Source organism: Ruegeria sp. C9 (assembly GCF_056537585.1).
In genome coordinates, this window is record NZ_JBQFRU010000009.1 from 107486 (window position 1) to 122007 (window position 14522).

The 14522-nt window shown below is 54.6% G+C and carries 17 protein-coding genes; 8 read left to right on the forward strand and 9 right to left on the reverse strand.

Features of this window, described 5'->3' with window-relative positions:
• Window positions 1-354, forward strand: coding sequence for a YbaN family protein (locus ACR0NE_RS20405; RefSeq protein WP_170408799.1), 354 nt, complete (start codon window positions 1-3; stop codon window positions 352-354).
• Here the strand turns inward: ACR0NE_RS20405 and ACR0NE_RS20410 are convergent.
• The 7 genes from ACR0NE_RS20410 to hemJ form a co-directional block, all read right to left on the reverse strand.
• Window positions 344-1237 (reverse strand): ParB/RepB/Spo0J family partition protein, encoded by an 894-nt coding sequence (locus ACR0NE_RS20410; RefSeq protein WP_170399423.1) that lies wholly within the window; start codon window positions 1235-1237, stop codon window positions 344-346. The two genes, ACR0NE_RS20405 and ACR0NE_RS20410, sit on opposite strands and share 11 nt — an antisense overlap.
• 20 nt (window positions 1238-1257) lie before the next feature.
• Window positions 1258-2061, reverse strand: a complete 804-nt coding sequence (locus ACR0NE_RS20415; protein ID WP_170408801.1) for an AAA family ATPase — start codon at window positions 2059-2061, stop codon at window positions 1258-1260.
• The gene (gene rsmG / locus ACR0NE_RS20420) at window positions 2054-2677 is read right to left on the reverse strand and encodes a 16S rRNA (guanine(527)-N(7))-methyltransferase RsmG (RefSeq protein ID WP_170408802.1); all 624 of its coding nucleotides are present in this window, start codon (window positions 2675-2677) and stop codon (window positions 2054-2056) included. Before rsmG ends, ACR0NE_RS20415 begins: the two co-directional genes overlap by 8 nt.
• Entirely contained in the window at window positions 2674-4542 is a 1869-nt protein-coding gene (mnmG, locus tag ACR0NE_RS20425; protein WP_170598489.1) for a tRNA uridine-5-carboxymethylaminomethyl(34) synthesis enzyme MnmG, read from the reverse strand. Before mnmG ends, rsmG begins: the two co-directional genes overlap by 4 nt.
• A 12-nt stretch (window positions 4543-4554) precedes the next feature.
• Entirely contained in the window at window positions 4555-5841 is a 1287-nt protein-coding gene (gene mnmE / locus ACR0NE_RS20430) for a tRNA uridine-5-carboxymethylaminomethyl(34) synthesis GTPase MnmE (protein WP_170598486.1), read from the reverse strand.
• A 31-nt stretch (window positions 5842-5872) separates the two neighbouring features.
• The gene (gene rho / locus ACR0NE_RS20435; protein WP_170399438.1) at window positions 5873-7144 is read right to left on the reverse strand and encodes a transcription termination factor Rho; all 1272 of its coding nucleotides are present in this window, start codon (window positions 7142-7144) and stop codon (window positions 5873-5875) included.
• Window positions 7145-7270: 126 nt separating this feature from the next.
• Window positions 7271-7720 (reverse strand): protoporphyrinogen oxidase HemJ, encoded by a 450-nt coding sequence (gene hemJ / locus ACR0NE_RS20440; RefSeq protein ID WP_170598631.1) that lies wholly within the window; start codon window positions 7718-7720, stop codon window positions 7271-7273.
• Between the two features lie 403 nt (window positions 7721-8123).
• Between hemJ and ACR0NE_RS20445 the strand changes: the two genes are divergently transcribed.
• From ACR0NE_RS20445 to dnaQ, 4 genes are read left to right on the forward strand one after another with little or no spacing between them, the layout of a single operon-like run.
• On the forward strand, window positions 8124-8723 hold the full coding sequence (locus tag ACR0NE_RS20445; RefSeq protein WP_170426348.1) for a nucleoside triphosphate pyrophosphatase: 600 nt from the start codon (window positions 8124-8126) through the stop codon (window positions 8721-8723).
• A complete protein-coding gene (locus ACR0NE_RS20450; RefSeq protein ID WP_170515525.1) occupies window positions 8720-9553 on the forward strand; it encodes a shikimate dehydrogenase in 834 nt (277 codons plus the stop codon). The genes ACR0NE_RS20445 and ACR0NE_RS20450 overlap by 4 nt, the downstream gene beginning before the upstream one ends.
• Window positions 9550-10143 (forward strand): dephospho-CoA kinase, encoded by a 594-nt coding sequence (coaE, locus tag ACR0NE_RS20455; RefSeq protein WP_170598483.1) that lies wholly within the window; start codon window positions 9550-9552, stop codon window positions 10141-10143. Before ACR0NE_RS20450 ends, coaE begins: the two co-directional genes overlap by 4 nt.
• The gene (dnaQ, locus tag ACR0NE_RS20460; RefSeq protein ID WP_170426353.1) at window positions 10136-10858 is read left to right on the forward strand and encodes a DNA polymerase III subunit epsilon; all 723 of its coding nucleotides are present in this window, start codon (window positions 10136-10138) and stop codon (window positions 10856-10858) included. Before coaE ends, dnaQ begins: the two co-directional genes overlap by 8 nt.
• Before the next feature lie 25 nt (window positions 10859-10883).
• Here the strand turns inward: dnaQ and secB are convergent, their stop codons facing one another.
• Window positions 10884-11387, reverse strand: a complete 504-nt coding sequence (secB, locus tag ACR0NE_RS20465) for a protein-export chaperone SecB (RefSeq protein ID WP_170399455.1) — start codon at window positions 11385-11387, stop codon at window positions 10884-10886.
• Window positions 11388-11441: 54 nt separating this feature from the next.
• A complete protein-coding gene (locus tag ACR0NE_RS20470; protein WP_170399458.1) occupies window positions 11442-11942 on the reverse strand; it encodes an FxsA family protein in 501 nt (166 codons plus the stop codon).
• Window positions 11943-12050: 108 nt separating this feature from the next.
• On the opposite strand from ACR0NE_RS20470, the gene ACR0NE_RS20475 reads away from it, so the two are divergent.
• From ACR0NE_RS20475 to ACR0NE_RS20485, 3 genes are read left to right on the forward strand one after another with little or no spacing between them, the layout of a single operon-like run.
• Entirely contained in the window at window positions 12051-12710 is a 660-nt protein-coding gene (locus tag ACR0NE_RS20475; RefSeq protein ID WP_170399461.1) for a Tim44/TimA family putative adaptor protein, read from the forward strand.
• On the forward strand, window positions 12707-13747 hold the full coding sequence (gene mltA, locus ACR0NE_RS20480) for a murein transglycosylase A (protein WP_170598479.1): 1041 nt from the start codon (window positions 12707-12709) through the stop codon (window positions 13745-13747). The genes ACR0NE_RS20475 and mltA overlap by 4 nt, the downstream gene beginning before the upstream one ends.
• Window positions 13747-14334, forward strand: a complete 588-nt coding sequence (locus tag ACR0NE_RS20485) for a Smr/MutS family protein (protein WP_170598476.1) — start codon at window positions 13747-13749, stop codon at window positions 14332-14334. The genes mltA and ACR0NE_RS20485 overlap by 1 nt, the downstream gene beginning before the upstream one ends.
• Window positions 14335-14522 lie beyond the last annotated feature (188 nt).

A 14522-nucleotide genomic window follows, 5' to 3' on the forward strand; every position in this document is an offset into this window, starting at 1 on the left:
ATGCAATTTCTCTGGGCCGGATTGGGGTTGTTATGCGTTGCGCTTGCCATGATCGGAGTCGCTCTGCCGCTGCTGCCGACGGTGCCATTTCTTCTGTTGGCCGCGTTCTTTTTTGCCCGCTCATCGTCACGGCTACATAACTGGTTGCTGAGCCATCGAACCTTTGGCCCTATGATCGTCGATTGGCAAAGCTCTGGCGCGATCAGACCCGGCGCAAAAAAGGCGGCCACCCTTTCGGTTGCCGCCGTATTTGGTTTATCGGTTCTACTGTCGGTTCCTTCTCACGTCCTGATCATTCAGGCCATTGTGCTCAGCGCTGTGATGCTCTTTATCTGGACCCGACCTAACGGCTGAGCTTCGCGCACAGATCATCCAACTGATCCAGGTTCTCATAAGCCAACACAACCTGCCCGGATTCAGATCCGGCCTTATGGTTGATCGTCACCTTCATCGCCAGAATCGCAGACAAATCCTTTTCAAGCGCTCGGGTGTCTGCGTCCTTCCCAGCATTCAGGTTTCTGGATTTCGGAGCCGGCTTATCCGTCCCACCTTGCTGCTTTTTCACTAATGCCTCGGTCGCACGCACCGAAAGGCCCTCACGAACCACCTGTTTCGCCAGCTCCGATGGGTTCTCTGCCGTGATTAACGCCCTTGCATGACCAGCGGATAATTTTCCCTCTATTACAAGGGATTGTACGTCCAATGGCAGTGACAAAAGACGCAGCAGATTGGCGATATGGCTTCTGCTTTTACCAAGCGCTTCGGCCAGCTTTTCTTGCGTGTGACCAAAGCGATCCATCAATTGCTTAAAGCCTGCCGCCTCTTCCACCGCGTTCAGATCTGCGCGCTGAATGTTCTCGATAATCGCGACCTCAAGCACTTCGGTGTCATCAAATTCGCGAACAATAACTGGAATATCATGCAGTTGCGCCATCTGCGCAGCACGCCAGCGCCGTTCACCCGCAACGATTTCGTATTGGCCACCATCGATGCTGCGGACAATCAGCGGCTGGATAATACCCTTTTCCTTGACCGAGGCCGCAAGCTCATCCAATTGCTCTTGCGCGAAACGGCGGCGCGGCTGATCTGGGTTCGCCTGCAGTTTTTCGATCGGTACCGTGAGATCCGGACGGCGGGGTTCAGATACAATCCGACCGTCAGCTTCTGGTGCGACATCAGCCATCAACGCAGATAGCCCGCGACCTAGTCCTCGGGGTTTTCCTTTCCTGGCATTCATGTTGCCCTCCTCACGGCCACCTAAATGGCTACCTTATTGTTCTTGTGCATAACCTCTCGGGCGAGATACCGGTACGCCATCGCCCCGAGCGAACCCGAATCATATTGCAGCACAGGAAGCGCGTAAGATGGTGCTTCGCTGACCCGCACATTTCTGGGTATCTTGGTTTTAAATACCATCTCACCCAGATTGTCACGCGCATCCTTTTCGACCTGACGGGACAAGTTGTTGCGGTTGTCATACATCGTTAACACAACACCTTCGATTCTGAGGTCAGGATTAGCGGTCTGACGAACCTCGCGAATGGTCAACATCAATTGTGACAGGCCTTCCAGCGCAAAGAACTCACTTTGCAATGGAACAAGGACGGAATGCGCTGCTACCATTGCGTTTACGGTGAGCAGGTTCAAGGACGGCGGACAATCAATCAGCACAAAGTCCAGATCGAAGGCATCAATTGCAGTCTGTCGAAGCGCGTCATGCAGCAAATAACTGCGCTTTTCATTCGAGATCAGCTCAATATCTGCTGAGCTGAGATCTACGGTCGCTGGAACCACAAAAAGATTACCGATCTCGGTCTCCTGCACCACAGCTTCCAATGGTGCATCGTCGAGAAGAAGATCATATGTCGTCCAGTCGCGATCTTCGACCCCTAGACCCGTAGAGGCATTTCCCTGAGGATCGAGATCGACCACAAGAACCTTGCATCCGGCCTCGGCCAATCCGGCTGCCAGATTGATCGCTGTAGTGGTTTTCCCGACCCCGCCCTTTTGATTGGCAACCGCGATAATCCGAGGCCCAGCAGGACGAGACAGATCAACCACGTGCAACTCCTTTGATTTTCAGGATAACGGCTTGGGGTTCTGTTGAACTCTTAATGGGTTCAGCCTCGAATTTCCATTCTTTGCGCGCATCTTCCAGCTCTTTTTTCCAGGTTGCGCCTTTTGGCAACAACGCTGTACCGTTTTTACTTAAATGCCTGTCACAAAATGACATTAGAGTGGTCAGATCAGCCAGAGCCCGAGCTGAAAGCACGTCCGCATGCAAGGGATCAATGGCTTCAATTCGACGAGAGATCACGGAACAATTGGCGCCACTCTCTCTGGTCACACTTCGAAGAAATGCGGATTTACGTTGGTCGCTTTCGACCAATGTGAAACGCGTTTCAGGCGCAGATTCAATTGCCATGATGGCGCAAACCATGCCTGGAAAGCCGCCTCCGCTGCCTAAATCCACCCAATGATCTACGCGATCTGCGTTCTGAAAAACTTGAATGGAATCCTTGATATGGCGGATCCAAATCTCTTCAAGACTATTTCTTGAAACCAGATTGATTTTTGGGTTCCATTTTTCAAGCAGAGATACATAGATCACCAGGCGTTCGAATGTTTCACGTGAAACATCCAGAGCCTCCGCAGAGACGGCGTTCTGATAACTCATGCTTTTCTGGCTTTCACATCGCGCCTGAGCTTCGCCAGGACGAGAGTTAAAGCCGCAGGCGTGACACCTTCTACCCGACTCGCCTGCGCAATATTCGCAGGCTTCGCCTGCGATAGCTTTTGCTTCATTTCATTCGACAGACCATCAAGCGCAAAATAATTGAAATCCCGAGGAATCTCATGCGCCTCATCGCGCTTCATTGCTTCGACATCCCGTTGTTGGCGCGCAATATAGTTTGCATACAACGCATCGCGCTCGACCTGACGGCGAATTTCATCGTCTGTATTCTGTAGATCGGGTTCGAGTAAAACCATGTCTTCAAACGATACTTCTGGAAAAGCAAGAACCGCCATTCCATCGCGCCGGTTTCCGTCTTGATTTACGCTGATACCAGCCTCGCGAATTTGCTTTGGCGTATATGTGGTCTCTGTCAGTTTATTCTTTGCTTTTACAAGCTTTTCTGATTTCTCAGCAAAAACCTTGCGGCGGTGCTCACCCACACAGCCCAGCTGTTCGCCAATCGGGGTCAGTCTTTGATCTGCGTTGTCAGAGCGAAGTGATAGGCGAAACTCTGCACGGGATGTGAACATCCGATAAGGCTCGGCAACGCCTCGTGTTGTCAAATCGTCAATCATTACGCCAATATAACTGTCTGAGCGTGTAAAATGTATTGGCGCACGCCCCTGTGTTTCCAGAGCTGCATTCAAACCTGCAACGAGGCCTTGCGCGGCCGCTTCCTCATATCCTGTGGTCCCATTGATCTGTCCTGCAAGATATAGACCAGGAACATCGGGCACAGACAAAGACGCAGATAGAACGCGCGGGTCAACGTAGTCGTATTCAATCGCGTATCCGGGTTGTAGGATTACCGCGTTTTCCAATCCTACGATGGATTGGACATAATCGACTTGTACATCTTCGGGCAAAGACGTTGAAATCCCGTTTGGGTACACCGTATGATCCCGCACGCCTTCTGGTTCCAGAAATATCTGGTGTGACTCTTTTTCCGCAAATCGGACGATTTTGTCTTCGATTGAAGGGCAATATCTGGGACCAACACCATCAATATGACCTCCATACATTGCTGATCGCGATAGATTTTTCTCGATTATTCCGTGCGTCTGAGCATTGGTATGAGTTATTCCACAGGCGATTTGCGGCGCCGTCACCGCTTGGGACATGAATGAAAACAGTGTTGGCTCTGCATCGCCATCCTGTCGTTCAAGTATATCCCAATTTATGGTTCGTCCGTCCAACCTCGGTGGCGTACCTGTTTTCAGCCGTGCCGTCGGTAATTCAAAAGCGTCAAGGCGCTCAGCCAACCTAACCGATGGACGATCCCCCATGCGTCCACCTGGCCTTGTAACGTCTCCTATGTGAATTACACCGCGCAGAAATGTACCCGACGTCAGAACAACTGTCTGAGCTGGGACCTCGGAACCGTCGGCTAGTTTGACACCGATTACGTAGTCACCATCCATTAGGAAATCGACCACTTCCCCAGTGATCACCGACAAATTGTTTTGTTTTTTCGTTTCTTCCTTCATCGCGGTCCGATAAAGCGCACGGTCCGCTTGCGCCCTTGGGCCTTGAACAGCTGGTCCTTTACGTCGGTTCAATAGACGAAACTGAATGCCGGCACGATCCGCCACACGACCCATGACCCCGTCCATTGCATCGATTTCACGGACCAGATGACCTTTCCCTAGCCCTCCGATCGCAGGATTGCAGGACATGACACCAATGTCCTTTTCGGACAAAGTAACCAGCGCCGTGTTCGCACCCATCCGTGCTGCCGCATGGGCAGCTTCGGTACCGGCATGTCCAGCGCCAATGACTACAACATCAAATCTCGAATGTTTCACGTGAAACACTCCCTATTTTCCCAGACAGAAACTTGCGAAGATTTCATCCAAAAGGGTTTCGACATCAATCCTGCCAACCAAAGATTCAAGCGACCGAATTGCCGTTCTCAACTCTTCAGCAGCTATATCATACATGTCCGGACCTGATTCCAGAACATCTCGCGCAGCCGCAAGTGCGTCCGATGCTTTAGTCATCGCAATACGGTGACGTTCCCGCGTTGCAATACCATGGCTAGCTGTTCGAACAGTCAGTACACGCGATATGTTGTCTATCAACTGGTCAATCCCGTGCCCGGTTTTCCCCGATATACCACCGGAAAAGGGCTCACGCAGGTCAGATTTTGGCAGAACATGAATGTCATCTGCCTGCATCGGTACACCTAGCTGATCAGGCTCATCCGACAGAAATACTCGTAGATCGGCCGCCTCTGCCCGTTTGCGCGCCAGTTCAATTCCCAGGTTTTCAACGTGATCATCGGTTTGCCTCAAACCGGCCGTGTCCAGCAGCGTGACAGGCAATCCGTCCAAGTCCATACGAACTTCAATCACATCACGGGTTGTCCCGGCATATTCCGAGGTAATAGCGGCTTCCCGCCCTGCCAACGCATTCAGCAAGGTCGATTTTCCTGCGTTCGGAAGACCAACTATGGCGACCTCAAAGCCGGTGCGAATGCGCTCGGCGATCCGAACACCTTTGGCTTCTTGGGTCAATTCGGCCATCACACCAGAGATCAACGTCCGAACCTCAGGTGATACATCTGTCGGCACCTCTTCATCAACAAAATCAATCACGGCTTCCAACAAGGAGGCCGCGCGGATCAGATCACGCCGCCAACCTTCTGCTAATGTGCCCAAAGCACCAGCCAAAATCGTCTGCGCTTGTTTCCGTTGTGCTTCGGTTTCTGCATCAATCAGATCAGCAAGGCCTTCGACCTGCGCCAGATCCATCTTGCCGTTTTCCAGTGCACGACGCGTGAACTCACCAGGTTCGGCCAGCCGAAGATCGTCCATATCCGAAAGAGAGGTCAGCACAGCGTTGACTGACGCCATACTTCCGTGAATCTGAAGCTCGGCCACGTCTTCGCCGGTAAAGCTGGACGGGGCCTGAAACGTCAGAACCAAGCCCTCATCCAACCGCGATCCATCCGACGCGCTGAGTGTTCGTACTGTCATTCCACGCCTTGGCAGGCCCCCGCCAGACAACTCATTGGCGGAGGCATATGCCTGCGGACCAGAAAGCCTGATCACAGCCACGCCTGCTTTGCCCTGGGCGCTGGCCAGGGCGAATATCGTATCCATTGATAGCCCCCGCGTCAGTGCCAGAACCTTGTCAGGTGTTCATTGAATCGAAGAACTCGCCGTTCGTCTTGGTTTGTTTCAACTTCGACAACAGGAACTCGATTGCATCTGTTGTGCCCATCGGATTGAGGATGCGGCGCAGAACGAATGTCTTGGCCAGATCACCCTTGTCGACCAGCAGATCCTCTTTCCGGGTGCCGGATTTGAGGATGTCGATTGCCGGGAACACGCGTTTGTCTGCGATCTTACGATCCAGAACGATTTCCGAGTTACCGGTGCCTTTGAATTCTTCGAAGATCACTTCGTCCATCCGGCTGCCGGTGTCGATCAGGGCGGTGGCGATGATGGTCAGCGATCCACCTTCTTCGATGTTCCGCGCAGCACCAAAGAAGCGCTTGGGCCGTTGCAGAGCATTTGCATCCACACCACCGGTCAGAACTTTACCCGAAGATGGCACCACAGTGTTGAATGCCCTACCAAGTCTTGTTATCGAATCGAGCAGAATAACAACATCTCGTTTATGCTCGACCAGGCGCTTGGCCTTTTCGATGACCATTTCCGACACGGCCACGTGGCGAGTCGCGGGTTCATCAAAGGTCGAAGACACAACCTCACCCTTCACCGAGCGTTGCATGTCGGTCACCTCTTCCGGGCGTTCGTCGATCAGCAGGACGATCAGATAACATTCCGGGTGGTTCTGCTCGATGGAATGCGCGATGTTCTGCAGGATCACCGTCTTACCAGTCCGCGGAGGCGCCACGATCAGCGATCGCTGACCTTTACCAATCGGCGAAACCAAATCGATCACGCGAGCAGACTTGTCCTTGATGGTCGGATCTTCGATTTCCATCTTCAGACGCTCATCCGGATACAGAGGCGTCAGGTTGTCGAACAGAATCTTGTGTTTGGCCTTGTCCGGATTTTCAAAGTTGATCTTGGTGACATTTGTCAGCGCAAAGTAACGTTCATTCTCGTCAGGCGCTTTGATCTCACCTTCAACCGTATCTCCAGTGCGCAGCGAATGCTTGCGGATCATGTCAGGCGAAACGTAAATGTCATCCGGTCCGGGTAGATAGTTCGCTTCGGGCGAACGCAGAAACCCGAACCCGTCTTGCAAAACCTCCAGCACGCCGTCGCCACCGATGGTCCAGCCCTCATCCGCACGTTCGCGCAGAATCTGAAACATCATCTCGCCCTTGCGCATGGTTGAGGCGTTTTCGACCTCAAGCTCCTCGGCCATGGCCAGAAGGTCTTTGGGGCTTTTGGCCTTCAGATCGGCCAGATTCAGGGATTCAGTTGTCATGATGATACGAACCTCGGCCGCTTGGATCGCGGCACCAGAGTGGAATTTCAGAACGGAAGATACCTCGCCCGGACGGGCGCGTTACGCGTTAGATAAGCGCTTACCTAAGAAGAGTCAAACAGGCCCTCAGAACTTCACAACGACCGCTAGAACGATAACAACCATTAAAACGGTCGGAACCTCATTCATAATGCGGTACTGCCGCCCAGTCAGCTTATTTCGCCCCTCAGCAAAGTCCTTGCGCCGAGCCATAAGCCAATGGTGAAACCATGTCATGCCGATCACTGCTGCGCCTTTGACCCACGGCCAGCTCCAATCCCATCCGACAATACCAGGCGTGAACACCATGATCAGCCCGCAAACCCAGGCCACGACCATTGCGGGGCGCATGATCACACGCAGCAGCTTTTCTTCCATTTCAAAGAAAATCTGTTGCGCACCCTCTACGGCTTGCGCCTTTTCAACGTGATACACGAACAATCTGGGCAGATAGAATAAACCAGCCATCCATGAAATCACGGCCATGATGTGCAGCGATTTCACCCAAGGGTATATTGCGAAAAGAATATCGGTCATTGGGTATTCCGGGCTTACCTGAAACCCTCCTAATAAAAAAAATAAGAAAGAAAAAGGATGATGGTTTTGTAGGGAGGTCAAATTCGGTGGATTACTTTTTTGTCCTGCCTTTTTCCCCAGGTGGAAAAAGTGAAGCACATCGGCGCAGAATCTGTTGATCAAGAAAAAAAATTATTAATAACAATAAATTATGAGATAAAAGATCGGGCTGAATTGTGGATAACCATTGGAACAATCCGGGACGGGATGCTTATCCGAGTATTCCAACTTATCCTTGTCCCGTCTGGACAGGATCCGGGCGACTCGGGGAAGTCTTACGCCAAATTCCCGGGGTTGCGTGTCAACCGGAAAGCCATACAAACCATTCGAGACTACTCATTGATTTGCACACGGGGTTTTCCACATGACTGTCCCCATAGTCCTTGCCTCAGGGTCCGTGATCCGCGCGCAGTTGCTCAGAAACGCAGGCGTCCCGTTTTCGGTTCAGATCGCGCGGGTGGATGAAGACACAGCCAAACGCGCCCTGATGGCTGAGGGAGCTTCGCCCCGTGATGTTGCCGATGCGCTTGCCGAAATGAAAGCACGTAAGATCAGTGACAAAGTGCCCGGCACTATGGTTCTGGGTTGCGATCAGGTTCTGGATTTCGAAGGTCAGATGCTGTCGAAGCCGGAAACGCCGGAAGAAGCACTGGCGCAGCTTAAAGCAATGCGCGGCAAGCGACATATGTTGCTGTCGGCGGCGGTGATCTATCAGGATGGTGAGCCCATCTGGCGGCAAGTCGGTCAGGTGCGTTTGCGGATGCGGGCCAGCTCGGATGCTTATTTACGTGATTACGTGGCGCGGAACTGGGACAGTATTCGGCACGCAGTGGGGGCTTATAAACTGGAAGAAGAAGGCGTGCGCCTGTTTGCCACCATTGACGGCGACTACTTTAACGTCTTGGGTATGCCCCTGTTAGAACTGCTCAATTTTCTGGCCGTGAAGGGAGTGATCGATCAATGACGGAGCATCGCGTTCCTCTGGCCGGCGTGATTGGGCAACCCATTGCACATTCCCGCTCGCCAAAACTGCACGGGCATTGGCTGAAAACCTATGGATTGGTGGGGCACTACATCCCAATGGATGTCGCCCCGGCCGATCTGGAAACCGTTCTGCGGACACTACCCAAGGCTGGGTTTGTTGGGGCCAACGTGACCGTACCGCATAAAGAGGCTGCTTTGCGGTTGGCGGATCATGTCTCGGACCGTGCCTCAGTCATCGGGGCGGCAAATACGCTTGTATTCCGCGAGGATGGTTCAATTCACGCGGATAATACGGATGGCTACGGGTTCATGGCCAATCTTCGCAGCGGTGCGCCCGATTGGAACCCGCAGGATGGGCCTGCGGTTGTATTTGGTGCGGGCGGTGCTGCGCGGGCGGTGCTTCAAGCGCTGGCAGAAGCCGGAGTGCCTGAAATCCTGTTGACCAACCGCACCCGCACCCGTGCGGATCATTTGAAGGAAGAGTTCGGCCAACGGATTACGGTCGTTGACTGGGTGCAGGCGGGAAATGTGATCGAAGACGCAGAACTAGTCGTGAACACCACGTCTTTGGGTATGCAAGGGCAGCCAGAGTTACGCGTTCCACTGGATGGATTGCAACCCGGCGCTGTTGTCACCGATCTGGTATACGCGCCGCTTCAAACGCATCTGTTAAAACAGGCGGAAGAGGTTGGATGTACAACGGTCGACGGGCTGGGAATGTTGCTGCATCAAGCTGTTCCCGGGTTTGAACGCTGGTTCGGTGTTCGCCCCGAAGTGGACGCTGAAACCCGCGCGGCGGCCTTGGCATGAGTTTTGCGCTGGGGCTCACCGGATCAATCGGTATGGGCAAGAGCACGACCGCTCAGATGTTTGCAGATGAAGGCTGTGCGCTTTGGGATGCGGATGCTGCGGTGCATCGGCTCTATGCAAAGGGCGGTGCGGCGGTTGAGCCCATGCGGATTACGTTTCCTACCGCCATTGCCGAGGATGCGGTCAGCCGGGATGCGTTGAAGCAGATCATTGCGAATGATCCTAACGCGCTAAAAACAATTGAAAAAATCGTACACCCTCTGGTAGCGGCGGATCGCGCCTCATTTCGATCTACCTCGTCCGCCGATATCTTGGTATTCGACATTCCGCTGTTGTTTGAAACCGGTGGTGATGCGGCGATGGATGCTGTTGCTTGTGTTTCAATCTCTGCTGAAGAACAAAAAAGACGGGTCATGGCGCGCGGCACGATGAATGAGGCGCAGTTTGAGCAGATTCGCTCCAAGCAAATGCCAAACGAAGAGAAATGCGGGCGGTCGGATTTCGTGATTGTCACGGATACTCTGGACCATGCTCGCGCGCAGGTGCAGGATATCGTCAGGCAGATACGGGCAGGGTTGGCAGATGCGTGAGATTGTACTCGATACCGAGACCACAGGGTTTGATCCCGAAAGCGGCGACCGGATCGTCGAGATCGGCGCGGTTGAGCTGTGGAACCACGTTGCCACAGGAGAAACTTATCACGTCTACATCAACCCCGAGCGTTCTATGCCGGAAGAGGCATTTGGTGTGCATGGCATCGGCCCCGACCTGCTGGAAAACCCGCGCCCGCCGGAAAAGGGCGAAGTGACGCTGAAGGACAAACCTGTCTTTGCCAAGGTTGGGCAAGGGTTTCGTGAATTCGTGGGTGACGCCAAGCTGGTGATCCACAACGCTTCGTTCGACATGAAGTTTCTGAACGCCGAACTGGGCTGGATGGGGGTGTCGCTGATCCCGATGGATCAGGCAATCGACACGCTGGCCATTGCCCGCAAACGGTTTCCGGGATCACCCGCTTCGTTGGATGCATTGTGCCGCCGGTTTGGCATCGACAATTCGAACAGGCTGCTGCACGGCGCGCTGCTTGACTCGGAAATTCTGGCCGAAGTGTATCTGGAGCTGATCGGAGGCCGTCAGCCCGACTTTGGATTGTCAACGTCGGCAAGTGCAGCGTCTGGCGGTGGTGAGGAATGGCGCCCGACAGCGCGACCCGATGCCCTGCCATCCCGGATCACCGAGGATGAGCGCGCAGCACATCAGAAATTTGTTGAAAAGCTGGGCGAGAACGCCCTGTGGACCCGCGCCTGACCCGAACCAGACGCGGACCAAAACCTTAGGCGTCGGTTTTTTGCTCTTGTGCGGCCGCCTGACGGCGCGCCAGTTCGTTGCGATAGAGCGCCACGAAATCAATGTTATCCAGGTTGACCGGCGGGTAGCCACCGTCGCGTGTGATGTCGCTGACGATGCGGCGCAGGAACGGGAACAGCATGCGCGGGCATTCGATCATCAGGAACGGATGCATTTGATCTTCGGGCACACCTTCCACGTGGAACAGGCCGCAATAGTCGATTTCGCACAGGAACAGGACGTCTTCCAGGCCCTTGGCCTTGGATGTCAGTTTTAGCTTGATCGAGACTTCATATTGGTGCTCGGTCGTGCGTTTCTTTGCGTCCAGATTGACCTGAACTGAAATCTCGGGCTGTACGTCGCCTGAGACGCCTTTTTGCGCCATGACGTTTTCAAAGGACATGTCGCGAATGAACTGTCCCAGAACGCGCATCTGGATCTGAGGGGCTGCCTGTGCGGCGGTGTTTTCTGCAGGGCTTTCGTCAGCCATGAAACTTCTCCGGAATTGAAATTCGGCACTGCTTAGCAATTTGGGCCGGATAGCTCAATGCTGGTGCGGGCCTTCCACCCACTTCGACGGCTTTCCGGAGTTCTGGCGAGGGCGAACCTCGGTGAATTCGCCATCTATCACATCGTCCTGATCAAACGGGTTTGGCCCCGACCTGAATTGTGCGCCGGTGCCCATTTGAAAATGCGTGATGGTCGCCTTGGACTTGAGATAGCGGAACACTGCGACCCGGATGCCGGGAACAAGCAGCGCAAAACCAATGGCATCGGTGAAAAACCCTGGTGTCAGCAGCAAAACACCAGACAGCAAGATCATCGCCCCATGGGCCAGCGGTTCGGTTGGGTCGTCCAATTCGGCAAAGGATCGCTGCAAATTCGCCAGCGCCATGCGACCTTGTGTCCGCACCAGAACCGTGCCCAGAACGGCGGTCAGAACCACGATTGCAAGCGTCGGCCAAAGCCCGATCAGACCGCCAACCTGGATAAACAGGGCGATCTCGATGATCGGAACCAATAAAAAAGCCAAGAACAAGTACATTTGCGGTATCCTTTAGCATGGTCCGGGCTGTGGACTTGGCCCCGACTGTCACCTACATAGTGGCAGAGGGCAGCGTATACAAAGCCCGGGTTCTGAAAAGAGGACGAAATGAACTCACCCCTGATCCAGCTTCTGGTGCTGGCCGGAATTGCCATTTTCCTGATCCTGCGCTTGAAAAGCGTGTTGGGTACACGCGAAGGTTTTGAGAAACCGCCCCTTCAGCAACAGCCTGATACCAATGGCGCGCGCCGTGATTTCGAAGTGATTGAAGGCGGGCCAGATCACGACATCACCGACCATGTAGCCGAAGACAGTGAACAGGCGCAAACTTTGGCCGCAATGAAGCGGGTCGAACCCAGTTTTTCTGTCAGCGAATTTGTACAGGGCGCGCGCGGCGCCTATGAGATGATCGTGATGGGCTTTGAAAAGGGCAATCTGGACGAAATCCAGCCGTTCCTGTCCGAAGAAGTATTCGACAGTTTTGTATCGGTTGTTGCGGATCGCGAAGACAAAGGTCTGACCATCGAAGCCGAATTCATCGGGGTGCGTGAAACCACTCTGGTCGATGCGACCTTCGATAAGGATACCAATCAGGCCGAGATCACCATGCGCTTTATCGGTGAGCTGACGTCGGTCGTGCGCGATCGCGGCGGGGATATTGTCGAAGGCAACCCGAACACCGTCAAACGCCAAAAGGACAGCTGGACCTTTGCCCGTGTCATGGGCGCGGACGATCCGAACTGGCTGCTTGTTGCCACGGACGCATGATTGCAGCGCTCCGGTCGCTATTTCTGGGGGTCGTCATGACCACTGCCAGCGCCGCCGGAGCCGAGGCGACGCGATCCATCCTGTCATTCGATGACCTCGATGGCTGGGCCGCCGACGATCACGGGGCGGCCCTTTCGGTTTTTCTGAACACCTGTGGTGATCTGGACGATCCTGATTGGCAGGCGCTGTGTGGCGTGGCTCAGAGTTATGAACCTGGCGCGGCGCGGGCTTTTTTCGAGCTGTTCTTTCGTCCTGTTCTGGTCGAAGACGGCGATGACGCCCTGTTCACCGGATATTTTGAACCTGAACTGGATGGGTCGAAAACCCCAACTGACAAATACCGCTATCCAGTCTACCGGATGCCGCCCGAGGCGCGAGAGGCGGGCAAGTGGCTCAGCCGCCGTGACCTGCTGACCGGTGACGCCCTGACAGGTCGGGGCCTTGAGATAGCGTGGGTCGATGACCCTGTTGAGTTGTTCTTTCTGCAAATTCAAGGCTCGGGCCGGATACGTCTGCCCGATGGCGGTGCATTGCGGGTTGGATATGGCGGTGCGAATGGGCATCCCTATCGCTCGATCGGCGCGGAACTGGTCCGACGGGGTGCGCTGGGCGCGCACCAGGTCAGCGCTCAGATGATCCGGACCTGGGTACGCAAAAACCCTGAAGCCGGGGCTGAGCTGTTACTACACAACCCTTCGTATGTTTTCTTCCGTGAAGTGACGCGTGTCGCGCCCGAGTTCGGACCGTTAGGCGCCATGAACCGCTCAGTGACCACGATGCGCAGTATCGCGGCAGATCCGGCTTATACACCTTTGGGCGCGCCAGTTTGGGTAGAAAAGGATGGCAAAAACCCGCTGCGCCGATTGATGATCGCACAAGACACCGGATCGGCGATCAAGGGTGCGCAACGTGCCGACATTTTCTTTGGCACAGGGGATGATGCCGGGCAGGCCGCCGGTCGCTTGAAGGATCCCGGCCGTATGGTTGTGCTGTTGCCGATCCAGAGGGCCTACGCCCTGTTACCGGATGAGTTCTGATGACCCGGCGCAAACTGACTGCGGATGAGATCGATTTGTGGCGCAAGGTCGCCAAACAGGCTGAGCGTTTGCACCCCGAACTGCCTCAGACCGTGCACCCCACTACCTTGCCCAAGCCCAAACCGACCAAAACGCCCAAGGCGCGGATCGAAGCCTTTGAACTGGGTCAGACTGCGCCAACCAAACCGTCACGGAATAACCTGAAGCCATCGATCACCGAAGGTTTGCGGGCAAATCCGGTGCAGATGGACACCAAGTCTTTTGGTCGCATGAAACGCGGCAAGCTCAAGCCCGAAGGCAAGCTGGACCTGCACGGGATGCGCATGAGCGCTGCCCATCCCGCATTGGTTCGGTTCATCCTGACCGCACAGGCACAGCGCAAACGGCTGGTGCTTGTCATCACCGGCAAGGGCAAGGACCGGGACGAACCGGGACCCATTCCAACGCCGCGTGGGGTATTGCGCAATCAGGTGCCCCACTGGTTGTCTATTCCGCCACTTGCACAAGCGGTGCTGCAGGTAACACCCGCACATATCAGCCATGGCGGCGATGGCGCCTATTACGTTTACCTCAGGCGCGTCCGTTAGTCGGATCGCTGATTCTAGCTGGTCCGCATGAACCGGATTCGCACGCGAACCCTGCCCTTACCCCTACTGATTTATTGTTTCTGCAGGTCCCGCAACCCCGGTGATAAGCTGCCGGCGCAATGAAACTTCGTAGCCTTGTCCAAGGCTTGCGAGGTTGTGCTTAACAACACAACCAGAACGGTACGGCA